Here is a 26,193-nt window from a genome sequence, read left to right on the forward strand (position 1 = left end):
GGAATAATTAATAGATACCCAATCCCTAATCGCCTATCGCCTATCGCCTATCTCTACAAAGGCTTGATCGCTGCACCATCTCTAAGTCCATCCCCGCCTTTTAATACGATGGGTTTACCATTTTGTAGCTCATTACTAGCGATCGCTACTTGTTCGCCCATATCTGCAACCATTTCTACCTCAAGCTGTTTTGCTTGACCATTCTCTACAGCAAATACAAACCATTGGTTTTGTCTTCTGGTTAATGCGTCGCGGGAAACAACAAAACTTGGTGTATTTCCAGGTAGTTCTAAATTCGCTGAGATTGCCATTCCGGGTAATAATCCTTGAGGTGGATTATCCAACCTTACCCTCACTCGCTGTCGTCTGGATGCTGCTTCTGCTGAAGGTACTACACCTGTAATTGTGGCATTTCCCTGCCATTGTGGAAGTGCACGAGCGGTCAATACAACTCTACTTCCCGATGGAACTCTACCACTCAAATTTTCTGGTAGCTCCAAGAAAACATCAAGTCTTTCTCCTGCAACTAAGGTAAGAATTTCATCACCTGTTTCTACATAGTCACCGGGACTAACTTGTCTTTCCAAAGCAACTCCACCGGAACCTGCTTTGATATTTGTACGTTCTAATGCTAACTTCGCTTGATTCACCGCTGCTACTGCTGCAGTCATATTCGCCCGTTGTGCTGCAATTTCTTCCCGGGTGGGACCTGCTTTTGCTTCTGCTAATTCTGCTTCAGCTTCTAATCGTTCTCCCCTTCGATCATCAACTGTTGTTCGAGCTTGGACTAAAACCCTTTCGGCGATCGCACCTTCTTTGACTAATTCGCTTTGACGTTGAAAGTTATCTATAGCTTCCTGTTCCCGTGCTTTTGCAGAACGTACTGCAGCTTGACGTTGAGCAATAATTTCTGGTCGAGTACCAACTTCCAAGCGAGCTAGATTATTTCGCTGTTGTGCTAGCTGAGCTTGAGCTTGAGATAGGGCTAACTTTTGATCAGCATCATCAATGACTGCAATTGTCATTCCTGGAGTTATGCGATCGCCTGCTTGTTTCAATACTTGGGTGATTACACCTTCTGTTTGCGCCCTAATTGTTGCTCTTTGAGGAGACTCCACTTGACCTAAAAGCTGAATCCTTCTCGTTGAATTACCCCTTGCTAATCGGGTAACTTCCACTGGTCGAGGTGGTGGTGTTTGCGCTGCATTTGCAATAGGTTCTGGCGTTTGCTTTAAGGGAGATATAAAACCCCATAAAGCAAATCCATTAGCCGCAATAGATAACAATAACATCATCCATAACCAAGACTTTCCTGATTTTTGAGTAGGGTATGACGACTGTTTTTGTTCTATTTGATTTACATCCACAGAAATATCAGAAGAATTAATATCAGAAGAACTATCTGAGTTAGTTTCTGTCTGAGGTTCTGGCTGTTTATCTAAAACAATATCTGATGGTTGCAGTTCATTCATGGTTTTTAGTTGGGTAATGGGGGGGTAGCAAGGAAAACTTAAAACTGAACAGTCAACTCTTGAATTATTAATACTCAAGATTAATACTCAAGTAATTGATATTTGATTTATTCACATTTAATTACTTGGGATGCAATTTATTAAGATTTGAAAATTTTATGCATACCAGTCGGTATGTCAATGGTTAAAAAATTTAGGTTAAAGGCATTTAGATTAAAGAAATTAGTTTTTAATACCCAGTATTCTTAAAAGCCCAGGTCTCAGGTCTGTTTTAACAATTTTTAAATCATTTTTAACTCTTCCTAAGGTTAGAACTCCCTGTACAAATTCATACATATAAAGAGCTATTTTCACTGAATCTAGATTTTGCTCGACAATACCCTCTCTTTGTGCATCAGCAACAAGAGAAGTAAAGTATTTGGTCATGCGATCAATAATTTCAATAGATAGATTTTTGAGTTTATCCTCAGTTGTACTTTGTCCGCTAGAGATGAAGGGACAACCAACAACATGTCCGCTCTGAGCTAATTTATTCTCCTGCATGGAAATGATTAGATCGCAATAGTTGTGAACTCTTTCCACGGCAGAATTCTGGGATGAAAAAACTCGGTCAAAATCAACTCTAACACGTTGCCAATGCTCTTCAAAAGCAGCAGTTGCTAAGTCAGCCTTTGACTTAAAGTAGTGATAAAAAGCACCTTTTGTCACACCTGCTTGAGCACAAATTTGAACAATTCCGACCGAATCATAATTACTTTGCCATATCAAGTGAAGCGCTGTCTCTAACAGCTTTTGTTTAGTTTCTCTTTGTTCTATTAGCCTTGATGTTGCCATACCATGAAAATAAACATGTATGACTACATCATACATACCAGTTGGTATGTTGGCAAATAGGTTAGGAAATCGAGAATAAATACCCGCGACTGTAGTAGGAGTTTGTTTAATTGAGTGAGTGCGAGAAGTGTGAGAAGAGGAAGAGATATTTTTTACAGGTAATTTTAAGGTAGGAAAGGACTAGTTAGTACAAAAATCATCAAGTAAAAATTTACTAACGACCAATGACCAATGACCAATTACCAATTACCAATTATTTTTGAGAAGAACGCAAATTATTTGGAATATTCTCAGGGATAGTCCACTGGTAAAGCGTATATGTACGACCATTATTAGCCTTTACCTGTTCTTCTCGTTCTGGTTTCCAGTCACCCATATTAAAAGCATGGGAAACAACGCGAGTACCAGGTTTAAGTTCCTCAAATAACTTGGGTCGGAGCTTTAAGTTAACATCAGGAAGTAAGTAAAGGGTAACCACATTTGCACCCCTCAAATCAGTCTTAAACAAATCTTGTTGTAAAAACTCAACACGGTCGGAAACACCAGCTTTTTCCGCATTTTCTCGACTTTGCTTAACTAAATCTGGGTTAATTTCTACACCGACAGCACGCTTAGCAGCATATTTTTGTACAGCGGTAATAGGAATTCGACCATCACCACTACCCAAATCAAAAACAACATCCCCATTGGAAACATTAGCCATTTTCAACATTTGCTCAACAACTTCATTTGGTGTTGGAACAAAAGGAACATCAGCTTTAGTTTTTTTAACTTCTACAACAGGAGCAGATGATGCTTGTTCGGTAGTTTGATTTTGAGCTTGTGCGTTTGGTTTGCAACCAACAACACCAAGGGATAATACCCCAGCACTGACAAAAACTAACTTCTTAATGTGGCGTACATGCATAATAATTTTCTCCTTCTTAGTTTTGTCTCAGAATTCAGGAGTCAGAAGTAACTTCTAATATCAATACCTACAGTACGCAATAAATAAGTAACCTATAGTAGGCTGTAGCTAGCCGCTAACACAATAGACCGCGTTCTTCACGAACATTGTTGTAGCACTAATTAAATGTCCTAACCCTATTAATTAGTATTGTAGAAGTCATAAGTAAATAATTAATTGCACCTCTGAAATACTATCTTTAATAAAGTCAACTTTTAAACGCATCCCGTAAGATTCTGGCATTAATCATAAACTAATTGCTAGCGACGAGAAGATATAAATAGTAGTGGTATTCCAGTCAAAACAACTCCTACACCGAACAGAGAACCTACTCCGGTATAAGCAAGACTAGAGTAAAGTAAATAAGCACAAGTCATGCAAAATAATATGGGTGTTATGGGATAAAAAGGAACCCGGAAAGCTCTATCCACAGCTTTTTCACGAATTCTCAATACGATCAGAGATAAGCCAGAGAGTAGAAAAAAGAACCAGAAAACTGGAGCGGTATAATCTACCATTGACTCAAAACCCTTACGCGTTAGAGTTCCTAATATCACTAACCCTAAAGCAAAAGTTCCTTGAACTATATATGCATTAATTGGTGTATTGGTACGATTTCCTAAACCTCCAAGAAAAGAAAATAACGGAAAATCACGACCCAAAGCATAACTGCTACGACCTCCAGTAAAAATTGTGGCATTGAGTGCACCTAAAGCAGAAATTGCAATTAATGAACTAATAAACGCAGCACCTGGTTCTCCAAAAGCACGACGCATCAAATCTGCTGCAACAGCTTTGGAAGCTTCCATCCCAGCAATTCCCAAACCCTGTATATAAGCCAGGTTGATTAACAAGTAAATTGCTGTAATGATGCCAATACTCCACATGAGCGATCGCACCATATTGCGTTGAGCATTTTTCAAATCTGCGGAGATAAAAGCAGCTTCATTCCAGCCACCATAACTCAACAATACGAAAACCAATCCCAAACCTAAATTTAAATCATTGGAAGATGGCTCGATACTAGTTGCTTGTGCAGGAGTAAAACGGAAAGCCAAACCCAAACCAACAATTGTCACTAGGATTAAACCCAGAATTTTTATTGCTGTTAACCAATTTTGCGTCCACTTTCCTTGGGTAATACCAGCAATATTTAACCCAGTTAATACTACAATCGCGACACAAGCATATATGGAAGAAGAGCGATTGCCAAAACCCCATATCTGTGCTGTATAGTCACCAAATACAAAGGCTAAAAGTGCAATTGAACCGGTTTGGACGACAGTTAAGCGCGACCAAGCGAACAAAAAGCTAATCCACGAACCAAAAGCACGCTGTAAATAGTAGTAACTACCTCCTGGATGGGGATATGCTGTAGCTAACTCCGCAAAACACAAAGCTCCGACAAAAGATATAACGCCACCCAAAAACCATAAGCCAAGAGCCATTCCCGAATTGTTGACATTAGCTGCAACTAGAGAGGGGGTTTGAAAAATACCCACCCCAATAACAATACCGACAATGATTGCAACTGCATCCAATAATCCTAGCGCCGGTAATGGTGCTTTTCCTTGCTTAGAATCTGAAGAAGCTGCAAAACTTTCATCTAGTTCATTCATGTTAGTACCACCCTTATTAGACGAATTTTGTTTGATACTAACTTCCTATATACCTAGATAAAAAAATTCCCAGGAATGGAACATAAATCCAATTGATTCGGCACAATAGTTTTTGGTTCATTCACACCCACCCCTTAAATTTGTTTTGTCAATTATCCCAAATAAATATGACGAGAAAGTGACAGATTTATAGTCACAACTCAATTCAGACTCAAACAGCTTATAAAATAAATGTCAACTTTTTAACAAAAAAATAATAATAAACTGAAATATTAGATTTCTCAACCTTTCTAAAATAATTGAAGTTAAGTTCGATAAGCATAAACTCTATTCTTGAAAACACTCATAATTTTATACACGTGATTTTAATCTTGCTAGTTAATTATGCTGTGGAATTTTTTTCTTTGATTTAATTAAGTTTTTTGACGAAGAGAGTAATTTCAAAAGTGGTACCTTCTCCAACAGTACTATCTACGCTAATTTGCCCATCATGGGCTTGAATAATTTGTTGGACTATCGCAAGTCCTAAACCAAAGCCACCAGACGATCTAGTTCTTGATGTATCAACCCGATAAAAGCGCTCAAAAATGTGAGGTAGATTTTCTTGTGGAATTCCAATTCCATTATCTTTTACTTTGATCAATACCCGGCGTGATTGAATAACAAGTTCTAATTTAACGCTTCCTCCTTGAGGAGTATATTTAAAAGCATTGTCTAATAAATTTTTAATTGCATGGCGCAAAAGGTCTGCATCTACTTTTAAATTAATTGGTGGAGATGGGAAATCAGTAATAAAATTTAATTCTTCAGTTTTAGCAATGGAATCATATTGAGTAGCTAATTCCTTGAAAATGTTCACAAGTTCGCAATTTTGTAAATCTTGCGGGTTTAATTTTCCTTCATGGCGAGCTAAGAATAATAAATTACTAATGAGGGTACTCATAGTTTTGGAAATATCGACAATATTTTCCAATCTTTGACGTGGTTGTTCTGCATTATTCTCTGGAGCAAGCAAACCAACTTGAGCATTACTCAAAATAGCTGCAACAGGTGCTCTTAACTCATGGGATGCATCAGCAGTAAAACGTTGTAACTGTTCGTAAGAGCGTTTTGTAGGTTCCATAGCCAAACCGCCAAGATACCAACCAACTACACCAATAAAACCAAGGGTTATTGGTATTCCTAAGGAAAATAATAAGCGCTCCTTTTCTAGTTCTTCTTGTACTGATTTTAATGATTGTGCAACTTGTAAATAACCAATTAACTGTTCGTTTGCTTTAATTTCTAAAGTTAGCTCGCGTTTAAATTTTATTTTTGGAATTAAGTGAGATTGATGATATTTAACAGTTCGCGAACCTGGCGATCCAGTTAATTTGAAATTACATGAATAGTCATCATGAGAATTTTTCAATATCCCATGACGGTCGTACCAACAGATATGTTTAATTCCATTATTTAGGTGCCATTTCCTTCTATAATTAAATTCCCAGTCATCTTCTTGCTTAATATATTCGGTTCTTTTAGTTATCTTTTCGGTTTCTGACCTGAGTTCTTTATCAAATTTCGAGATTTGATCTTCTAGGCTGAAGAAGTAAATAACAGAACTAAAGACAATCAGAATTAAACCCATCGGTAAAGTAAACAGATAGGTCAAACGACGACGACTGCGAGTAAACATGATTATTTTGGGTTGTTGATTATTAACTGTTAATGGGTAATTGATAATTGGTAATTGGTAATTGGTAATTGGTAATTTTTTAATTCTTACTCCTTACTCCTGTAGAGACGTAGCAGAGGCTTCGCCGACGCCGTAGGCTCTGCTACGTCTCTACGACTTCTTACTCATTACTTATTACTCATTACTTATTCATCCAGGGGGGTATTCAAGCGATAACCCATACCATATATAGTTTCCAAACAATCCTTAACCCCTACAGACTCTAAACGGTGTCGCAATCTTCTTACTAAAGTACTGACAGCATTACTTTCTGGGTGCGTACCCCATTCCCACAGTGTTTGTTCGATTTGGTCACGTGATAATACTTGCTTTGGGTGACGCATTAAATATTCCATAAACTGAAATTCACGGGTAGATAATTGCACCCGCGCTTCTCCCCTTTGCAAAACTAAACTATGGAGATGTAATTCCAAATCACCTAGTTTAAGGGTATCACCCTGCCATAGTGGCGATCGCCGCCCCAAAGCACGAACTCTTGCCAATAATTCTATTACATCTACAGGTTTAACCAGGTAGTCATCTGCACCAGCATCTAAACCCGTAACTTTATCTTTGGTAGTATCTTTAGCTGTTAACATCAGTACTGGTGAAGTTTTACCGGTCTTGCGGTAATTATTACATAATGTAATACCACTAACATTAGGTAGCATCCAATCTAAAATTAATAGGTCGTATTCTTTTTGAGCCAGTAATAATTGGGCTGTTTCCCCATCTTCAACAGCATCAACAATATGTCCAACTCCCGATAAAGCCGCATGGAGTGGCTCTAACTGCCTGGGATCGTCTTCTACCAGTAGAATTATCATAGATATGATTGTTTGCTCGGATACTTGGTTGGGAATATTTCTCTAATTTTTAGAATAATGCTTCAATCTCGATGGTTACATTTAATGAAATATTTTCAATATTTCAGGTTAGAGTTTTGGTTGTCATTACCACTATTAGGACTAGTTTTTTGGTTTTTTTGTGGTTGGATGACACAAGAACTTTTAATTAATTTATCTAATGAGGATGTCAAGCTAGAAGTATCTGTTAAGCCACAGAGTAAATCGTATTTACAACAGTTCTCATCAATTGTGTTAAAGGTTGATTCTGGGAAAGGTTTTTCCACGGTGACAGCAACAAAACAAATCAGAGGTGAAAAAACTAGAGGTGTGAAGAAAATAGAATTTCAACTGTTTACCACTGACTTACAAGAAATAGAAGTAGAAATTGCTAAAGAACTAGAATTACCACCAAGAAAAGTCAGAAAATTACTTGTGAATTGATTAAATTTGCCATTTTTTAAGAATTTATTAATTTTTTATCCCCAACCCCTAACACTCAACTTCTAACAACCATTAATAAATTTCTTCAATGTTTTACTGCATTTTGGTAAGTTAATAAATAATGAAGAAAATCGCAGTAAAGCACACAAGGTGTTATTTTGAGCAAGCAAAATCAGGGTATCTCTGCCCACGGTGGTCAGTTGGTTAATCGTGTTGCGACACCAGAACAAAAACAAGAGTTTGTTTCTAAAGCTGAATATTTACCGCGAGTTCAACTTGACGCAAGAGCGGTTTCCGACCTGGAAATGATTGCGATTGGCGGCTTTAGTCCTTTAACTGGTTTTATGAACCAAGCGGACTACGATCAAGTCGTAACTGAAATGCGATTGGCTGATGGTACTGTATGGTCAATTCCAATTACCCTGTCAGTTACGGAAGAAGTAGCCGCAGAACTGGAAGAAGGTAGCTACATTCGCCTTGACGATCCTAGCGGTCAGTATATTGGGGTACTACAACTAAGTGAAAAGTATCACTACGACAAAAAGCGAGAAGCAATTAATGTTTATGGTACCGACGAAGAAAAACATCCTGGTGTAAAGGTAGTTTACAATCAAGGTTCTGTAAATTTAGCAGGTGATGTGTGGCTATTGCAACGCGACCCCCATCCCCAGTTTCCTAAGTATCAAATTGATCCTGCCGAATCTCGGAAAATGTTTTTGGAAAAGGGTTGGAAAACCGTTGTTGGCTTCCAAACTCGTAATCCCATCCACCGTGCCCATGAGTATATCCAAAAATGCGCTCTAGAAACTGTTGATGGCTTATTTCTACATCCATTGGTCGGAGCAACGAAATCAGACGATATTCCGGCTGACGTGCGGATGCGCTGCTACGAAATTTTATTGGAAGGATATTATCCTGTAAATCGAGTAATTTTGGCGATTAATCCAGCTGCAATGCGGTATGCTGGTCCTAGAGAAGCAATTTTCCACGCCTTAGTTCGGAAGAATTATGGTTGTACCCATTTCATTGTTGGGCGCGATCATGCTGGGGTGGGTGATTATTATGGCACTTATGATGCTCAACATATTTTCGATGAATTTTCTCCCGAAGAATTGGGGATCGTGCCAATGAAATTTGAGCATGCCTTCTTCTGCAGGCGCACCAAACAGATGGCAACATCTAAGACTAGTCCTAGTAATCCAGAAGAGCGGATTCACCTCTCTGGAACTAAGGTACGGGAAATGTTGCGTCGTGGAGATTCACCACCAGCAGAGTTTTCCCGTCCGGAGGTAGCGGCAGAATTGGTTAGGGCGATGCAAGTAGCAATTAATGCTTAAATAAAAATCTGCTACAAAAACAGTATATTGTCTGGCTTTACACGACAGACTACAGCCCTTTAAGCTGATACCTGATAGATTGAGGGCACAGAAGCTGGATGATGAAGCGGCGCGCGTTTTTGCAACGGTTTGGCTCTATACTTGCGGCGGTGGGGATAGCTGAAGCTGAATGGTTATCCTGGGGGAATCCCTACTATCAAGCTTTGGCACAACCCACATCGCGAAAGTTAGCTTTATTGGTTGGTATCAATCAATATCCAAACATTCCCCCACTAGGTGGTTGTCTAACGGATCTGGAATTACAAAAAGAACTTTTAATTAATCGATTTGGTTTCCAGGCGTCAGATATTTTATGTTTAAGTGATGAAAAAGCTACTAGGGATGGAATTGAGACAGCTTTTATCGAGCATCTCATAGATCAATCAAAAGCCGGTGATGCGGTTGTTTTTCACTTTAGTGGTTATGGCAGTCGCGTGAAACAAGGTGCATTGATTGGAACAACCGAAAATGCCCTAGTACCCGTCGATTATTCTTCGCAGAATGAAGAAACTGTTGATTATTTATTGGTAGATACGCTGTTTTTGTTATTGCGATCGCTACCAACAGAAAGCGCAATTGCAGTTTTGGATACAAGCTTTTATGCTCAGCAAGCCAACCTTCCCAATGGTTTGCTGATTCGTGCGACTGAAACTTCACCACAAGCAGCATTAGCAGAAGCAGAAGTTGATTTTCAAAAACAACTCAAAAATCGAATTGTAACCAAAGATTCCCTAGCATTAGTTGCAGCATCAACTCCCAAGCAATCAGCCAGAGAAATCTTATGTTCTGGATTTAGTGCCGGTTTATTTACCTACGCATTAACCCAATATTTATGGGAAACTGTTGAACCAAAAGCTATTCAATTCAGTCTTTCTCATTTGGGTAGTACGATTGAACGCATAGGTTCCCAACAACAACCGGTAATATTGGACGGGCAAAAAAGTCAATTTAAAGAACGAATTAGGGATAACTTACTAGCAACAAACTCTACAGGTGCAGAAGGAGCAATCACATCAGTTGAAGAAGAAGGTAAAAACTGCGAAATATTTTTAGCCGGGATACCACCACAAGTTCTTGAATGCTACGAAAATCATTCTCGGTTCAAGGTTGTTGACGATGAAGAAACCGATCTAGAATTAGTTTTGCGATCGCGCAGTGGTTTGAGAGGAAAAGCTCAAATTGCTAGCACAGATAATCGCCAAATTACCCCTTCTTTAAAAGTTGGGCAACTAATTCAAGAATCAGTCAGAATTGTATCTCGTAATATTGATTTAACCATCGCCCTGGATAATTCCTTAGAAAGAATTGAACGGGTAGATGCAACTAGTGCATTTTCGGCATTTGAGGATGTATCAACTGTAATAGCCAAAGAACAACCTGCTGACTATATTTTTGGTAAATTACCAACAGCAGATAGTAGAGATTCATCTGGTGTATCCTCAATGACATCTCCTAGTCGCTATGGGTTCTTTTCTTTGGGAGGAAAACAAATTCCCAATACCATTGGTGAAGAAGGAGAAGTAGTAAAACTTGCAGTACAGCGTTTAGCGCCGAAGTTAAAAAATTTGCTAGCAGCCAAACTGTGGCGACTTACAGATAATGAAGCTTCATCCTGTTTGCAAGTCAAAGCAAGTATGGAAATCAATAATGGTATATCACCCCGCACGGTTATGCAGCAAAAAACCGGGCGAAAGTCAGATACTCAAAAAAACTTGTCCAATCAAAGCGGCAATCGAGCTAGCATTGAAGGTATTCCCACCGTACCCATCGGTTCTAGAATGCAGTATCGCGTGCAAAATCAAGGTGAAATTCCCTTGTACTTGATTTTGCTTGGTCTAGATACCAGCAAAAATGCTGTTGCTCTCTATCCTTGGGATGAAATTGAGGAAGATGACGCTTCACAAACAAAACCAGTGCTTCGGGATATAACGATCGAGCCAGGAGAAACCCGCGTAATTCCCCAAAGCACTGCTGGATTTGAATGGGTAGCAAAAGGGTTAGTTTCTTGGTGTGAAACTCAGTTGGTTTTTAGTACTGCTCCCTTCAGCAAAAGTCTTAAAGCTTTGGAAAATAGTAAGCATTCTGGAGCTAAACAAGAACGAGTATTAGCACTGTTAAACCCATTGGAAGTAGCAGAAGCGATGCTGCTCGATTTGCATCATGCAAGTAATGACGGAGTGGATACTAGTGGTAGTAATGTTGACTCTTACATACTCAACGTTAACAATTGGGCTGGTTTGAGCTTTGTTTACCAAGTGGTTTAACTAAAATATCCCCGGTTGATAAAACCGGGGTACAAAGCGCGGATATTCTAAATTAGATAAGCAAAATTATTTATATATTTACTATTAAATTGTATTGAAAGTTATTTGTTGAGCTTTCTTTTCTTCCTCCTCCAAAAAAATATTAAATTAATTTTTCAAATACTTGTGATTACACTTCTCTAATTGTTTCGGTTCTAATTGTGTCAGCACCCTGTCTATGTTCAATGTCTAATCCATTGACTTAGATAATTTTGAAATAACAGATTCTGAATTTTGAATCTTACTTCTCCCAGACGCAGTCTGTTTTGTTAGCAAAGCGTGTCCGTAGGACATCTTCTAACTTTTGATTTTTTACTTTTGATTTTTTACTTTTGACTTTTGACTTTTGATTTTTTACTTATGTCCTACAGACACACCATGCTAATGACGACTTTTAACTTACACATAGCGCCACATTTACTTTTTCTTATGAGAGTTTGGATCTCGGTGCGGGGGTACATCAGCATAAAGCTGTTGGCGTCCGTTATGAACAATTCGCAACATATCGTCTAACTCTTGTTCGATATTTGCCAGCACATTATCCGCATAATTATCTGCACCCTGGGCTATTTCATCAGCTTCTGCGATCGCTTGACGTCGCATTTCATCAATTTCTTGCTGACAAATACGCCGTTTGCGATCGATTTCAGCAAGAGTTTCTTCCATCATTGCTTCACACTCTTGTTGCACCTGATGTTGAATTTTTTCTGCTTCTCGTTCTGCTTGTCTGATAATGTCACTTTCATCTAAAATTTGGGCTCTTTTGGCTTGAGCAGCATCAACTATTTGTTGTCCGTATTCTTCAGCCTGTAACAGCACATCTTCTTTCTGTTGAAGGATTGCTAATGCTTCTTGAAAAGCTGTTGGTAAAGAAACCCTAACAAAATCAAGTTGTTCGAGTAACTTCTCTTCATCGATTAAAGTGCGTTTTGTTAGAGGAATACGTGGACTTGCAAGAACAATTTCTTCTATACGATTGAGTTCTTGTTGAATATCTAAGTTTCCTTGTCGCTGAGAGTCGGGGTAAGATTCTCCGGGGGAAAACTCTTGGGGTGGGGGATTGTTTCCGTTTTGATTGTATTCGAAATCGAATTGTTGTGGCTGTAGCATTGGGAGACTTCTAGCGCAACGTGGGCTGGGACGAGATGATCTATGGAACCACCAAATCTTGCAATTTCTTTTACCACACTACTACTTAAAAAACTATACTCATTTGATGTGGCAAGAAAAACTGTTTCAATTTCTGTGGACAGAGTTTTATTAGTGTGTGCCATTTGGAGTTCAACTTCAAAATCTGAAATTGCTCGCAAACCTCTTAATAAGACTTGAGCATTTCGCATATGAGCATAATTTACAGTTAAACCCTCAAAAGCATCTACCTCTACATTATGGAGATGTGACACAGAACTACGGATTAGTTCTAGTCTTCGTTGCACTGAAAATAAAGGCGTTTTATTTGGATTTCGCAGTACGGCTACTATAACTTTTTCAAATAACTTCGACCCGCGTTCAATAATATCAAGGTGTCCGAACGTAATTGGATCAAAACTTCCTGGGTAAACGGAAATCACGATTGTAGTCCCTCAACGTTGCTGAGGTGATTATATCGAACCTTACTTTGGATCCTACTTAACAGCTATTTTTATTTACACAAGATCGTATTTGTTACCGATTACTTATTATTTATTACCCACTAGCGGGGAAAGCGACGACAAGAACATCTAAAGTAATAAATGCACTGATTAAGTTACAAATTCCTTAACTTGAAGTCCAAGTGCCATATCTTATGCACAAAGCACACTAAATTAGATAAAGATTATATGGTTATAGGTAATAAAAGTATGGTAATTGATTTTCCAACTTTGCTACTTGGGTTTCAATTTACGTCACCCGGACCAATTTTATTTGAAGTTGGACCTTTTACAGTTCGTTGGTATGGTTTACTAATAGCTACAGCAGTACTAATTGGTGTAATCCTATCTCAGTATTTGGCAAAACGACGTAATGTTAACCCTGAATTATTAAGTGACTTAGTAATTTGGTTAGTAATTGCTGCCATTCCATCAGCCCGTCTATACTATGTTTTATTTCAATGGCAGGAATATGCTGGTAATCCCGGCGATATAATTGCCATTTGGAGAGGGGGAATTGCTATCCATGGTGCAATCATTGGTGGTTTGATTGCTGCTGTAATCTTCACCAAACTGAAAAAAATATCTTTTTGGCAAATGACAGATTTGGTGGCTCCTTCTTTGATATTAGGACAAGCAATTGGTCGCTGGGGTAATTTTTTTAATTCCGAAGCTTTTGGTGCTCCTACAGATCTACCTTGGAAACTTTATATCCCACCAGCAAATCGTCCTCCTGCACTTGCAAGCTTTGATCACTTCCATCCGACTTTTCTCTATGAATCTTTATGGAATGTAATGGTATTTGCTCTGCTAATAACTTTATTTTTTAAAGGTTTACCAGGCAAGCAGCGACTCAAAACAGGTACTATTTTTTTGGTATATTTAGTAGCCTACAGCTTGGGACGCCTTTGGATTGAGGGACTACGAACTGATAGCTTAATGTTGGGACCACTAAGAGTTGCTCAAATTATTAGTCTAGTAGAAATTCTTTTGGGCGTACTTGGCTTGGTTTGGCTTTATTACTTGAAGCGTCCTTTGCCAGATGTTGTCTCTGCATCCACACCCATTAATGAAGATAAAGAAGTAGAACGGATGGGTCGTTGACGAAAACGTATATAAACGTGTATATGAGAGCAAAGAGTTTAGAAAATAATTGAAATTCTCAATTTTCTGAATGAATTCTCTCAGTTACTTCCCTTAGATATAAAAAATGCCCCAGAGTGTTCTCTAGGGCTTAACCAGGGTGCATCTACCATATCTCTCTTCTGGATATAAATCTCTAATCCGGAAAGTTCTGGAATAAAATTCCAAAAAAATTTTTCCACAGGACTATAGCACTTCATTTTAACCGTAATAACACCAGCAATGAACGCCACCAAAAACACCACCAATCAACTAAGTGCAGGAGTATACATTATTGGTGCTGGACCTGGAGATCCAGATTTGTTAACCATAAAAGCACAAAAAATTTTATCTCAAGCCGATGTAATTTTATTTGCAGATTCTTTAGTACCTAAAGAAATATTAAGTTGTTGCAAAAAAAATGCTGAATTAATTCGCACAGCAAATAAAACCTTAGAAGAAATTGTGCCCCTAATGATAGAAAAAGTGGGACAGGAAAAAATTGTAGTTCGTCTTCATTCCGGCGATCCTAGTCTGTATAGTGCCATTCACGAGCAAATACAATTTTTAATAGAAGCAAATATACCCTTTGAAGTGATACCAGGTATCAGCGCCTTTCAAGCTGCTGCTGCTAAATTAAATATTGAGCTGACTGTACCCCAATTAGTTCAAACTATTATCTTGACTCGGATTAGCGGTCGGACTCAGGTACCTCCAACCGAAGAATTAGCAACCCTTGCTGCTCATCAAGCCAGTTTATGTTTATACTTGAGCGCTCGTCATGTAGAAGAAGCGCAAGCCAAACTTTTAGAACATTACCCCAGCGATACTTCAATTGCTGTTTGTTATCGTTTGGGCTGGAATGATGAAAATATTTGGGTTGTACCCTTGAACAAAATGGCAGAATGTACCCGAGAAAATAATTTGATTCGCACCACACTTTACATTATCAGTCCTGCGCTTTCAGCAACAAGTGCGCGTTCGCGTCTTTATAACCCAGAACACGATCATTTATTTCGTCCGAACAAATTTAAGGTTAAGAGGGAACAGGGAACAGGGAATACGTAATAGAAAAATCTCAATCCTAAAGCTATGGATAAATATTTACCCTAAGGGTAGAAAGTTTAGCGTCCGCTGTTCTGTAAACTTAACTATGTAGAATTTCTCAAGCAGATACACCGATGTTAGACGAACAAGCGAAGAAAACCATGCTGCGGAAAATTCCCCATGGTTTATATATTTGTGGCGTCAAAGATGGAGAAGAAATGAATGGCTTCACCGCTAGTTGGGTAATGCAAGCGTCATTTCAACCACCTTTAATTGTTAATTGTGTTAAGCAAGACTCCATTTCTCACCAAATGATAGAAAAAAGTGGAGTTTTCGCCCTCAGCTTTTTAGAAGATGGACAAAAAGAGATGGCGCAAAAATTCTTCAAGCCTATGCGCCGTGTTGGTAATAAATTTGAAGATGTAGAGTTTTACACTGGTGAAACGGGCTGTCCAATTATTTCTGATTCTTTGGGTTATGTTGAATGTCAAGTTGTCGGTAAAGTAGATAAAGGGGATCACACAGTATACGTTGGTGAAGTTATCGCTTCTGGGATACATCGCGAAGGTAAACAGCTGCTATTGGAGACTACTGGTTGGAATTACGGCGGATAAGTCAGCCTGGTAGGGTGTGTTAGGCGTAAGCCGTAACGCACCACCATGATATTTTTCTGAATAGTATTCTCCTATTGTAAGAAGTTGAAATATTTGAATTTCGAGTTAAATGCTCTTAATTAGTTGTGCGTATCAAAATTTTGTTCTGTAGGATGTGTTAAGCGTAAGCCGTAACGCGTCACCATGATTTGTTTGAACAAATAATAATATATAAAATTAGCGATCACGCACCGTAATATTAATAAATCAAATTAAATCAAATTAAATTAAATAGTTTATTTTTGAGATTATCTTAACCTTATGCCTTTAATTAAAGTTCAAACATCCGTACCGACTCCAGAAAAAGCTAGCATAGAAACTATGCTTAAAGGTCTTTCGGGAAAACTAGCTCAACATCTTGGGAAACCCGAATCCTATGTCATGACAGCATTTGAAGCGGAAATACCAATGACATTTGCTGGAACAACAGATCCGGTTTGTTACATCGAAATCAAAAGCGTAGGTACGATGAAACCCGATCTAACAAAAGCAATGAGTCAAGATTTCTGCCAAGAAATTAATCAAACTTTAGGGATCCCATTAAATCGGATTTACATTGAATTTGTTGACTCTAAAGGTTATATGTGGGGTTGGAATGGGAGAACTTTTGGTTAATTTAGCCAGCGATCGGTTTTAGCATAGGGTCATCTAGAAAATCATAATTCTTCACCTAAAATTACCTTATGCTTGACCTCACTAAACTAACGCGACAAATGCAAGGTTTGAGTCAACATCTGACTCAAGAAGCTACCGCAAGTCGTCAACGCTTAGAAAACGCCCAAAAATATTTTCAAGAAGCCTGTAAATCACAACAAAAATTTGTCAAGGTACAGGAAAAATGGCGCGATCGCATTTTATTTGCAAATGCAACGCCCGTTGAACCCCTAAATACTTGTATAGATATCCCAGTACCGCCGAAAATTCACACTGTTGTTGCAACCGATGGTTCCCAAATTGCTCCAAACCATCATGAAATAGCTTATTGCTACCTACTTAATATTGGCAGGGTAGTCTTACATTACGGGCAAAATCGACATCCCCTCCTCGATAGTTTGCCAGAAATATTTTACCGTCCAGAAGATTTGTATGTTTCTCGACAGTGGGGGATTAAAACTGAAGAATGGATGAGTTATCGTCGTACAGCAAGCGAAGCGGTAGTGCTAAGTGAGTTAACAAAGAATGTTAAAGCGACTTTGACTGATGATATTCCAACCTTAGCAATGGTAGATGGTTCTCTAATTTATTGGTTTTTAGATCAACTACCCTTTGATGCTAGGGAGCAGATTTTACCCCCAATTCTCGAAGCATGGGAAAAATTGCGCGACGCTAAAATTCCCCTGATGGGATATTTGAGTGCATCTCGCAGTATCGAAGGAATGAACTTCTTACGTTTGTTGGCTTGTCCCCATAATACTCCTGACTGCGTAAGCTTTTGTCCTAATCAAATGGAAAAGTTACCCTGTAAAGCCTTTGAAACTTTGCGGGACACAACTTTATGGTCAACTCAGCTCAAACCAGGACAGCGTAGTCCATTATGGCGCAGTAATAGCCGCATATTAGATTTATACGATGAACAAAGAATCTACTTTTGTTACGTCCATGTGGGTGCGGAAATTGCGCGCATCGAAGTACCTGCATGGGTAGCTGAGAATACTGCCATGTTCGACCTGGCTTTAGGATTAATGTTGGCACAAGTTCAAAAAGGATACGGTTATCCAGTTGCGATCGCAGAAGCCCACAACCAAGCAGTAGTCAGAGGTGGCGATCGCAGTAGATTTTTTGCGTTACTAGAAAGACAAATGATTAAAGCTGGCTTAAGGAATGTAGGAACTTCCTATAAGGAAGCAAGGAAACGTGGCAGTATTGCTTAGCATTGCTTAGCGTCGCTGAAATATTTGTGTTCAGCTGATTTCTCGGTTTCTATCGTATTAATTATTTTTTATCGCTTATTTGCAATTCAATAAGATTTTTGGCGATCCAGTTGTTGTTTTATCGACTGGGATCCGTTTGTGTTTTGTTTAATTTTCTACTTTTTTTATTTTTAACAGGTATAAATATCAGTAGTAAAGATAAAATGTTACCTGGTTTCTAATTTTATGATTAATATCGTACAAGTAAAAATTAGATCGCTTGAATTCCGGGTGTTAATAATTGAAACACTCGCAATTAAATCCCTTGAAACTCACTCAAACTATTGGTTTGTTTAGATACTTACCAGAATTTCCAAAAGATCGACATATTTGGTGCTATGCAAATAAGCAAAGAACTACAGCAAATCTTTGTCCACAACTATCTCCATAAACGAGTAGCTTTAATTTTGATGACAGGATTTGCACTTTTGGGAGGTGGCTGTAGGGTTGGAACATTTAGCAAAAATCATTTTGCGATGTATTCTTCTAGTCCTGATGAAGACAGTCAAAACCAGAAAAGACTAGAAAGTTTAAAAATAGGGGTGTTAGCAAATTACAGTCCTACCAAACAAAAAGGTATGACTCAAGCTTTGGATCGCTATTTGGAGAAAACCCTAGGATTACAAGTTGATTTCCGGATCGCTTCTGAATATCAAAATATTATTGACTGGTTAGTAAAAGAAGAAATAGATATTGCTTACCTTGGAGCCACTTCTTATCTGGAAGCATTGGAAAGGGGAGCTCGAGTTAAACCTCTAGTTGCACCAATTGATAAATACAGTGGGCGTCCCTGGTTTAAATCGGTAATCCTTGTCAAGGCTAATAGCTCCGTTCAAAGCTTGTCAGACCTCAAAGGTAAGAGAGTTGCTTTTGTCGATAAATTCTCCACCTCTGGTTATTTAGTCCCAGCGATCGCTTTTCAGCAAATACGCATAACTCCCAAGTATGACTTTGTTCAAACAATTTACGCAGGAACCCATTACAAAAGTATCAAGGCTCTTCAAGAAGGAAAAGTAGATGCAGCAGCCACTAATATTCCGTTTTATATGAAGTTAAAAAAACTTGGTAAGCTCAATCAAAATGAATTTCGGGCTATCTGGAAATCTGATTATATTTCTCAGGTACCTATAGTTGTTTGTCAAAAGTTACCAGAAGAGTTAGTTGAAAACTTAAAGCTGGCTTTTTTACAAGCACCCAACGGAATTGAAGAAATCATGGGTATTCAATCGACTGGCTATACCCTAATTCTCGAGCGAGACTATAGACGAATCAGAAAACTTAGAAAAAAGTTGAACTTTCGTTCGGAAGCGATCAAATGAAAATTTCTACTAAGTTTATTGGTTCTTCAGCGGCAGCAATTGGGCTAATTGCTATTATTCTCAGTGGTGGTACAATTTGGCGAAATCGTTCTGTAGCCTCAGCACACCATCAATTTAAGAAATCCCATCAAACAATTGAATTAGCACTTCAATTAGAAATTCACTTGAAAGCTGAAATAAATGCTCTCAAAGATAATCTTTTGCTCAAAGATCGAAAATCAGAGATTGAAAAGCATAATACAAAATTTTTGGGTGATTTGAAAACCTTACAACAGTTGATGCCTGAAGCTCCGGAAGTTGATAAAATTTTTCAGCGTCATCAGCTTCTTGTTCGTTTAACAGAAGATTTAACCCAATCTGATCTCACTGCAAATGATTTTTTATTATCTGACTCCCAACAGGATTTTCGCTCCATCAACGCATTTGCTCGGGATATAAACCTATTTTTAGGTGCTTTGACTCGACGTGCCAGAAAAGAAATTGATTTGGCAGAAAATCAATTGGAAGTACTCAATCAGACTTCTTATTTTATATCCTATGGGATTGTTACCTTGATTGTATGTGTTTTTACTCTTAGGTTTTTCTTTATAGTACTACCAGTTATACATTCATTTGAAAAGTTACAAACCGGTGCATCTGCGATTGGTACAGGAAACCTAAACTACCGTTTAAACTTGAAAACTGGTGATGAAATTGAGCATCTAGCCAGAGAATTCAATCACATGGCTGAAGAATTAAGCGAGTCTTACAACACTTTAATTGAGCGTAGCACCCAACTAGGCGAACTCAATCAACATTTACAAAGTGAAATAAAAGAACGCAAACAAGCTGAAATCGAACTGCAACAAACTTTGCGCGAACTCCAAAATACCCAAGCCCAACTAATTCAAACTGAGAAAATGTCTAGTTTGGGTCAATTAGTAGCAGGAGTAGCACATGAAATAAATAACCCAGTTAATTTTATTTATGGCAATATCACACATGCAGTTCAATATACCAAAGATATCTTAGAACTAGTTCAACTATATAAACAGGAATTGCCTTATCCTGGGCTAGGAATTCAACAAAAAACGGAAGAGATAGATTTAGATTTTATCTTTCAAGATTTTCCCAAAATTCTGAATTCAATGGAAATAGGAGCTGAACGCATTCGTCAAATAGTTTTAAGCTTACGTAACTTTTCTCGCTTGGATGAGTCAGAAATGAAAGCAGTTGACATTCATGATGGTTTAGAAAGTACTCTGCTGATTTTGCAAAACCGACTCAAGTCACGTCCGGAATACCCAGAAATTAAAATTATCAAACAGTACGGTCAAATACCTCCGGTAGAGTGTTATCCCGGACAGCTAAATCAGGTATTTATGAATATTATGGTGAATGCAATCGATGCTTTAGAAGATGTATTTATCAAACAAAATAAAGAAAAACAGCTCGAGCCAGGACTAATAAGAATTCACACCGAAATTATTCAGAAAAATCGAGTTGCGATCGCAATTGTGGATAATGGTCCTGGAATTACGGAGGAAGTCAAGCGGAAATTATTCGATCCGTTTTTTACAACTAAAGAAGTTGGTAAAGGAACTGGACTTGGTTTATCAATCAGCTACCAAATTATCGTGGAAAAACATGCAGGTTCGCTAAAGTGTCAGTCTGAGTTGGGAAAAGGAACGCAGTTTTTAATTGAAATTCCTTTACAACAAAAACAACTACAGGAATGTTCTCGGGAGGTGACGGTAATAGGTAATAGGTAATAAGTAATAGGTAATGGGTAATAAGTAATTTATTTACTTTAAAATGGTCTGCTGATAATAGATAAATGGAAACCATCTTCTTGTAAAGTATCCCTCTCTCTAGAAGTAGAAGCTAAAGGAATACCCCAATCGAAACGAGCAACTAAATGATCTTGCAGTTGCAAACGCAATCCAATTCCTACAGAAGCTAAAGTATCTGGATCGGAATTAAAATTGTTGTTGTCCCGACCAGAACGATTCCAAACAGTGCCAAAATCTACAAAAGGAGTTAACTGCAGTAAACTATCTTCTTTAGAAAAACGAGCAATGGGAACTCTCAATTCAGCAGAAGCAAAAACACCATTGTCTTTAAGTAAAATATCCCGACCATAACCACGAACGTTATCAACACCACCCAAACCAAATTGCTCAAAAGATACAAGTGGTCTATCCGCAAGCTGTACATCCCCCCTCAGAACCAATATCGTATCGGGAGCTAACAAACGCGCCCATTGCATCTGTCCTCTCCAAGTATAAAAACGACTATCAGGAGAATTATCATTAACAGTTGAGTCAAATGCACCCAAACCTATACTAAATTGAGAACGTAAGGCAAAAACTTGTTGGTGATCGCGAATAGACCAATCTTGAAAAAAACGTATTGCATTTACTCTCGTTCTTCCATCTTCATCTGCTCCCAGGGACAACTCGTTTGCAGAAACACCCTGCTCTTCTAAAACCTCAGAAGATATCTTACTTTCCCTGCGACTAAAGGTAAAACCCAAAGCAAATTCTTCGTTAGGAGTTTCTCTTAATGGTTGACGCAGAGTTAATTCGTAATAGCGAGAAGCTGATTCAATATCAAGTATATTAAAGGGTTTTTCAATAATATTATTATCAGAATTGCCATAACTTAATATCAAATTACCGTTACGGGGATTTATAGGTAAAGCATAATTAAAACTAAAAGAATTACTACCATCAGTATTAGTGTAACTAGCAGTAATATTATCGCCATAACCGAGCAAGTTACCTTCATAAATCTGGATCTGACGACTAAAAGTACCAACTCCTGGAGAAGCGTTATTACCCAAACTCAGAGATGGACTAAAAGTTTTTGCTTCCTCAATTGTTACTTCTAATAAGTTTTCTCCCGGACGCGTTCCCGCACCTAATTCAGCAGAAATAGTCTCAATCAGGGGGTTAAGTTGAAGTAACTGTAACCCTCGAAGAAGACGTTTATTATTTAGTGGTTTTCTCCCTGCTCGGGCTAAACGACTTCTGAGATAACTAGACTTTAAACGACGATTTCCCCTGATTTTAATATCTTCCAGTTTGCCTTCCAATACCTGAATTATTAACTCCCCATCTTTTAGTGTTTGTGGAGGAATGAAAGCTCCAGATGTGATATATCCTTTCTCTTTATATAGTTTGGTAATTAAGGAGCTTGCTTCAAGTAATTCAGCCATTTTGATTTGACGACCAATCAAATTCTTGGTGATTGACTCGAAATCTTGTTGTTTAAAAACAGTACTACCAACAACTTTGATTTTTTCTACTTTGAAAGTTCTATCGATATCACCTGGTGAGGGAAACTGTTGTACCGGAGAATCGGAAGGGGGGATTAAATCTTCTGGAGGTGGTAGTGGTTGGGGTGGTTCTGGTTCGGGTAATCTTTGCTGTGAAGGTGATTTGGGTACTACACGGTCTAATTGTTGTGGTCGGTCGGGAATATTTTGTTGGGTATTAATTTGTTGGGTATTAAGATTTTGCTGAGTCTGAATATTTTCTATAGTAGGGTTTATTGTTTGTGTAACTGTTTGTGCTGACACTGATTGAAATAATGTGAAACTCAGCATTAGATAAGACTTAAAGGTCACACAGAACTTATAAGCTTGTGATTTTAATATTATTTTTGCTCTCATAGTACTAAATGAATAAGAACTCACATAAAACAAGTTTTCGTTAATAAATCAAATTAAGTATCTAACCCAAGACAGCGACAATTTTACGACGGCAAGAAAATTTGAGAAAATTTTAAAAATAAATAATTGTATATGAAGCATTTCAAATTTATTAGTGCACTATTAAACAATTAATTGCTTGATGTTTAGCAGTTAAACACTTTCGATTAATTACACGTCGAAGATGATAAATTTGGATTGGGGTGTATTCTAATAGCTTAAATAATGAGAGCTTATTCAAAAAATCTACGTCAAAACATCATAGATGCCTACAACAACAAAGAAGGTTCCTATCGTCAACTAGCAAAACGTTTCTGTGTCAGTCTCAGTTTCATACAAACTTTAATCGGACGCTATCAACATACTGGAAGAGTAGAACCTCTTCCTCATGCAGGAGGTAACCAACCAAAACTTAAAAGTGAACATTTAGAGGTTCTTAAACAGTTAGCGCAAGAAAACAACGACGCCACACTAGATAAACTTTGCGAATTGTTAAAGGCAAAAACAGAGATTAAAGTTAGTAGAGCTACTATGGGTAGAGTTTTAAACCAACTCCAGATTAATAGAAGAAGACGGTATAGAAAAAATAATAAAGTTATTCAAAATTAAAAAATAATATTATTATTTTGGTAATAAATATAAGCAAAAAACCATAGTTTTTTGTGAAAACTTGTTCGGTTGGTACGTATCAATTAAAAATGTAAAATCCATTTATTGTCAACTAATAACTTTGATTTGTTCGCTAAAATTTACCGATAAATTGCTCACAGGAAAGTAGATAAATTCGCTTCTAGCATCTAAATCATTAATCATCATGTCACCAACAGATTTTACCGAAAAGCTACAAAATTTGATGCTTTTAGTAGGAATAGATAGCTTTAAAGCTTTGGGAAAGAATTCTGGGGTTTCTGAAAGACAAATCCTACGAATTAGACGTGGAGAACTGCATCAAATGCGAGTGGAAGTGTTGTTGGCACTTGCAGAAGTCTTACAAATTTCCTTAAATGAATTGATTGCTACTTTTTCGCCTATAAATATTCCAGATTCTCGAACAATTTCTCAAATCGAAAATTACAGTAATCAACAACTTACTGACCAAAAGTCTAAAATTCAAAGTTTAGAATCATTACAGCAGGAAGTAGCAATTTTACAACAAGAATATTTACGATTGCAGCAGCAATTAGAAGAGCAAAAATACTCGTTACTTCAAGAATTTAAATTATCAAGCTTGCAATCATTAGAATCTTTATTATTACAATTTCCCAGCGCAGCTCAAAAAGCTCGAGAAAATCCAAAGCTAGCGGCAGTAAATTTGTTGCCTTTAGTGCAGAAACCATTGGAAAAACTATTATCTGAATGGGGAATAGAAACAATTGCAGCAGTAGGAGCCGAAATTCCCTATAACCCTCAAGAACATCAATTATTGGAAGGAAACATAGAACCGGGAGATACGGTAAAAGTTCGCTATATTGGTTATCGTCAAGCTGAAAAGTTACTTTATCGCGCCAAAGTAGTTCCTTTGTAAGGGTAATGGGTAATTGGTAATGGGTAATTGGTTGTGAATAAACAGCACATAATCTCCAGTCGCCAATCCCCAGTCGCCAATCCCCAATCCCAAATTAATGCTTCAATAGTTGTAGTGAATAAATGTGGAGAAACGTAAATGTTTGCAGTTGTATCTTACATTGTCTTTCTAGGTCTGTTTATTGGAATAGCAGTTGGATTGCTTTTCGGTTTGCGTGCCGTTAAGCTAATTTAGTAATTTTTTGTCGAGCAAGAAACTCGAAAGTTTGCGTAGGGAGACGTAGCAGAGCCTGCAGTATCGGCACAACATCTGCTACGTCTCTATAGTTAACTAGCAAAAATATTAACTAACAAAAGTTTATCCGATCGCAGCAGTGGTTTCTTTAGGTTTTACTTGTCTATTAGCAGGTGGACGCATTTCTAAGCCAAGTAAATCAAGCATCTCTTTGTCTGCATCATATCCAGGACAGGGAGTTGTAACGGTTAGCATATGTCCATCATCGCTAGAGAATATAGAATTTGCTCCAGCCATAAAACATAAAGCTTGCTCGACTTGGGATAACTTTGCTCTACCAGCACTCAAGCGAACATCGGAAGCAGGCATAATAATTCTTGCTGTTGCGATCGTACGGATTACATCCCAAATTGGGACTTCTGGCTGATTTGCTAATGGCGTACCTTCAACTTGGGACAGAATATTAACTGGTACCGACTCTGGATGGGGATGCAAGCTTCCTAATGTAAATAACATTGATACTCGATCATCAACACTTTCACCTAAACCTAAAATTCCCCCAGAACAAACTGTAACATCAGTCTGACGAACATTTTTGATGGTGTTTAGGCGATCTTCATAATTTCTGGTAGTGATAATAGTACTGTAATGTTCTCGTGAGGTATCCAGATTATGGTTGTAAGCGTATAATCCTGCAGCTTCAAGACGCTTTGCTTGTGTATCTGTAAGCATACCTAAGGTACAACAGACTTCCAAGCCCATATTTGTTACTTCTGTAACCATATCTAATACTCGGTCAAACTGGGAATTATCCCGTACCTCTCGCCACGCAGCACCCATACACACACGACTGACACCTTTGGCTTTTGCTTGTTTGGCAATTCCCACAACATTTTCTTTGTCGAGCAGTGGTTCTGGCTTCACTTCAGTCTGATAGCGTGAAGACTGAGCGCAATAACTACAATCTTCTGGACAAGCACCTGTTTTAATTGAAATCAGTTTGCAAACTTGTATCTGCTTTGGGTTATGGTATTGACGATGCACGCTAGCAGCTCTATAAATCAGTTCCAATAATGGCGTGTCATATATTTCCCGAATTTCTGTTTTTTGCCAATCGTAGCGTATTTCTACCGACATCTGATTCCTTCCCGTAAATTCATTTACCAACAGCTTAGTTGAGTAATTTCGGTACTGCTGACCGATATGGTGACCTCAAGGTACAGTTTGGAAATGTTTTTAATCTTGATTGCGATCGCTCACAATACATATTAGGAATCAGCTTACCAAGATTTTAGCCAATTTACGATTGAGCATATAAATAGTTAATGTTGCTAGGTCATAACTCATTAGCAAGCATTGTTTATCAGATAAAAAAATCATAAATAAAAACTGTCTCACCTGGATGAGACAGTTTGATTGCCCTGTAACATCTATGTTGCTACAAGTAAATAATTTTGCCATATCAATCTAAAAATATGGGTGTTCTATACTACATTCTTTTT

Annotated in this window: 24 protein-coding genes; 13 read left to right on the top strand and 11 right to left on the bottom strand. The window is 38.0% G+C overall.

Annotated elements, in window-relative coordinates:
• Positions 1-53 precede the first annotated feature (53 nt).
• The 6 genes from QNJ50_RS08310 to rppA form a co-directional block, all read right to left on the bottom strand.
• Entirely contained in the window at positions 54-1,472 is a 1,419-nt protein-coding gene (locus QNJ50_RS08310; protein ID WP_300633972.1) for an efflux RND transporter periplasmic adaptor subunit, read from the bottom strand.
• Between the two features lie 222 nt (positions 1,473-1,694).
• A complete protein-coding gene (locus QNJ50_RS08315; protein ID WP_300633974.1) occupies positions 1,695-2,342 on the bottom strand; it encodes a TetR/AcrR family transcriptional regulator in 648 nt (215 codons plus the stop codon).
• A 217-nt stretch (positions 2,343-2,559) separates the two neighbouring features.
• Positions 2,560-3,213, bottom strand: a complete 654-nt coding sequence (locus tag QNJ50_RS08320; RefSeq protein WP_300633977.1) for a class I SAM-dependent methyltransferase — start codon at positions 3,211-3,213, stop codon at positions 2,560-2,562.
• Between the two features lie 299 nt (positions 3,214-3,512).
• Positions 3,513-4,871, bottom strand: a complete 1,359-nt coding sequence (locus tag QNJ50_RS08325) for an amino acid permease (protein ID WP_300633979.1) — start codon at positions 4,869-4,871, stop codon at positions 3,513-3,515.
• A gap of 409 nt (positions 4,872-5,280) precedes the next feature.
• Positions 5,281-6,549 (bottom strand): ATP-binding protein, encoded by a 1,269-nt coding sequence (locus tag QNJ50_RS08330; protein WP_300633981.1) that lies wholly within the window; start codon positions 6,547-6,549, stop codon positions 5,281-5,283.
• Positions 6,550-6,734: 185 nt separating this feature from the next.
• Positions 6,735-7,415 (bottom strand): two-component system response regulator RppA, encoded by a 681-nt coding sequence (gene rppA / locus QNJ50_RS08335; protein WP_300633984.1) that lies wholly within the window; start codon positions 7,413-7,415, stop codon positions 6,735-6,737.
• 168 nt (positions 7,416-7,583) lie between these two features.
• Here rppA and QNJ50_RS08340 point away from each other — a divergent pair, with 168 nt between their 5' ends.
• The 3 genes from QNJ50_RS08340 (at position 7,584) to QNJ50_RS08350 (ending at position 11,517) form a co-directional block, all read left to right on the top strand.
• Positions 7,584-7,877: a hypothetical protein gene (locus QNJ50_RS08340; protein ID WP_300633987.1), complete on the top strand. Its 294-nt coding sequence runs from the start codon at positions 7,584-7,586 to the stop codon at positions 7,875-7,877.
• Between the two features lie 158 nt (positions 7,878-8,035).
• Positions 8,036-9,214 (top strand): sulfate adenylyltransferase, encoded by a 1,179-nt coding sequence (sat, locus tag QNJ50_RS08345; protein ID WP_300633989.1) that lies wholly within the window; start codon positions 8,036-8,038, stop codon positions 9,212-9,214.
• 101 nt (positions 9,215-9,315) lie between these two features.
• The gene (locus QNJ50_RS08350) at positions 9,316-11,517 is read left to right on the top strand and encodes a caspase family protein (protein ID WP_300634029.1); all 2,202 of its coding nucleotides are present in this window, start codon (positions 9,316-9,318) and stop codon (positions 11,515-11,517) included.
• Between the two features lie 456 nt (positions 11,518-11,973).
• Here the strand turns inward: QNJ50_RS08350 and QNJ50_RS08355 are convergent, their stop codons facing one another.
• Together QNJ50_RS08355 and coaD are read right to left on the bottom strand one after the other, a co-directional pair.
• Positions 11,974-12,666 (bottom strand): DivIVA domain-containing protein, encoded by a 693-nt coding sequence (locus QNJ50_RS08355; protein WP_300633991.1) that lies wholly within the window; start codon positions 12,664-12,666, stop codon positions 11,974-11,976.
• Positions 12,552-13,127: a pantetheine-phosphate adenylyltransferase gene (gene coaD, locus QNJ50_RS08360; RefSeq protein WP_300633993.1), complete on the bottom strand. Its 576-nt coding sequence runs from the start codon at positions 13,125-13,127 to the stop codon at positions 12,552-12,554. The genes QNJ50_RS08355 and coaD overlap by 115 nt, the downstream gene beginning before the upstream one ends.
• A gap of 270 nt (positions 13,128-13,397) precedes the next feature.
• Here coaD and lgt point away from each other — a divergent pair, with 270 nt between their 5' ends.
• A complete protein-coding gene (gene lgt, locus QNJ50_RS08365) occupies positions 13,398-14,291 on the top strand; it encodes a prolipoprotein diacylglyceryl transferase (protein WP_300633995.1) in 894 nt (297 codons plus the stop codon).
• Between the two features lie 80 nt (positions 14,292-14,371).
• On the opposite strand, the gene QNJ50_RS08370 is transcribed toward lgt, so the two are convergent.
• Positions 14,372-14,563, bottom strand: coding sequence for a hypothetical protein (locus QNJ50_RS08370; protein ID WP_300633998.1), 192 nt, complete (start codon positions 14,561-14,563; stop codon positions 14,372-14,374).
• Here QNJ50_RS08370 and cobM point away from each other — a divergent pair.
• The 6 genes from cobM (at position 14,553) to QNJ50_RS08400 (ending at position 20,989) form a co-directional block, all read left to right on the top strand.
• On the top strand, positions 14,553-15,377 hold the full coding sequence (cobM, locus tag QNJ50_RS08375) for a precorrin-4 C(11)-methyltransferase (RefSeq protein WP_300634000.1): 825 nt from the start codon (positions 14,553-14,555) through the stop codon (positions 15,375-15,377). The two genes, QNJ50_RS08370 and cobM, sit on opposite strands and share 11 nt — an antisense overlap.
• A gap of 113 nt (positions 15,378-15,490) precedes the next feature.
• Entirely contained in the window at positions 15,491-15,970 is a 480-nt protein-coding gene (locus tag QNJ50_RS08380) for a flavin reductase family protein (RefSeq protein WP_300634001.1), read from the top strand.
• A gap of 300 nt (positions 15,971-16,270) precedes the next feature.
• On the top strand, positions 16,271-16,624 hold the full coding sequence (locus QNJ50_RS08385) for a phenylpyruvate tautomerase MIF-related protein (protein WP_300634003.1): 354 nt from the start codon (positions 16,271-16,273) through the stop codon (positions 16,622-16,624).
• 68 nt (positions 16,625-16,692) lie between these two features.
• Positions 16,693-17,880, top strand: a complete 1,188-nt coding sequence (locus QNJ50_RS08390; protein WP_300634005.1) for a DNA double-strand break repair nuclease NurA — start codon at positions 16,693-16,695, stop codon at positions 17,878-17,880.
• A 377-nt stretch (positions 17,881-18,257) separates the two neighbouring features.
• On the top strand, positions 18,258-19,238 hold the full coding sequence (gene phnD, locus QNJ50_RS08395; RefSeq protein WP_300634007.1) for a phosphate/phosphite/phosphonate ABC transporter substrate-binding protein: 981 nt from the start codon (positions 18,258-18,260) through the stop codon (positions 19,236-19,238).
• Positions 19,235-20,989 (top strand): ATP-binding protein, encoded by a 1,755-nt coding sequence (locus QNJ50_RS08400; protein WP_300634010.1) that lies wholly within the window; start codon positions 19,235-19,237, stop codon positions 20,987-20,989. The genes phnD and QNJ50_RS08400 overlap by 4 nt, the downstream gene beginning before the upstream one ends.
• A gap of 38 nt (positions 20,990-21,027) precedes the next feature.
• Here the strand turns inward: QNJ50_RS08400 and QNJ50_RS08405 are convergent, their stop codons facing one another.
• Positions 21,028-22,800 (bottom strand): ShlB/FhaC/HecB family hemolysin secretion/activation protein, encoded by a 1,773-nt coding sequence (locus tag QNJ50_RS08405; RefSeq protein WP_300634012.1) that lies wholly within the window; start codon positions 22,798-22,800, stop codon positions 21,028-21,030.
• A gap of 357 nt (positions 22,801-23,157) precedes the next feature.
• Here QNJ50_RS08405 and QNJ50_RS08410 point away from each other — a divergent pair, with 357 nt between their 5' ends.
• From QNJ50_RS08410 to petL, 3 genes are all read left to right on the top strand, one after another.
• Positions 23,158-23,541 (top strand): transposase, encoded by a 384-nt coding sequence (locus tag QNJ50_RS08410; RefSeq protein ID WP_300634014.1) that lies wholly within the window; start codon positions 23,158-23,160, stop codon positions 23,539-23,541.
• Positions 23,542-23,746: 205 nt separating this feature from the next.
• Positions 23,747-24,457, top strand: coding sequence for a nucleotide exchange factor GrpE (gene grpE / locus QNJ50_RS08415; RefSeq protein ID WP_300634017.1), 711 nt, complete (start codon positions 23,747-23,749; stop codon positions 24,455-24,457).
• Positions 24,458-24,595: 138 nt separating this feature from the next.
• Positions 24,596-24,691: a cytochrome b6-f complex subunit PetL gene (gene petL, locus QNJ50_RS08420; protein WP_300634019.1), complete on the top strand. Its 96-nt coding sequence runs from the start codon at positions 24,596-24,598 to the stop codon at positions 24,689-24,691.
• Positions 24,692-24,814: 123 nt separating this feature from the next.
• On the opposite strand, the gene bioB is transcribed toward petL, so the two are convergent.
• Positions 24,815-25,828 (bottom strand): biotin synthase BioB, encoded by a 1,014-nt coding sequence (gene bioB / locus QNJ50_RS08425; RefSeq protein WP_300634021.1) that lies wholly within the window; start codon positions 25,826-25,828, stop codon positions 24,815-24,817.
• Between the last annotated feature and the right edge of the window lie 365 nt (positions 25,829-26,193).

Source organism: Mastigocoleus sp. MO_188.B34, from assembly GCF_030065675.1.
Lineage (GTDB): Bacteria > Cyanobacteriota > Cyanobacteriia > Cyanobacteriales > Nostocaceae > Mastigocoleus.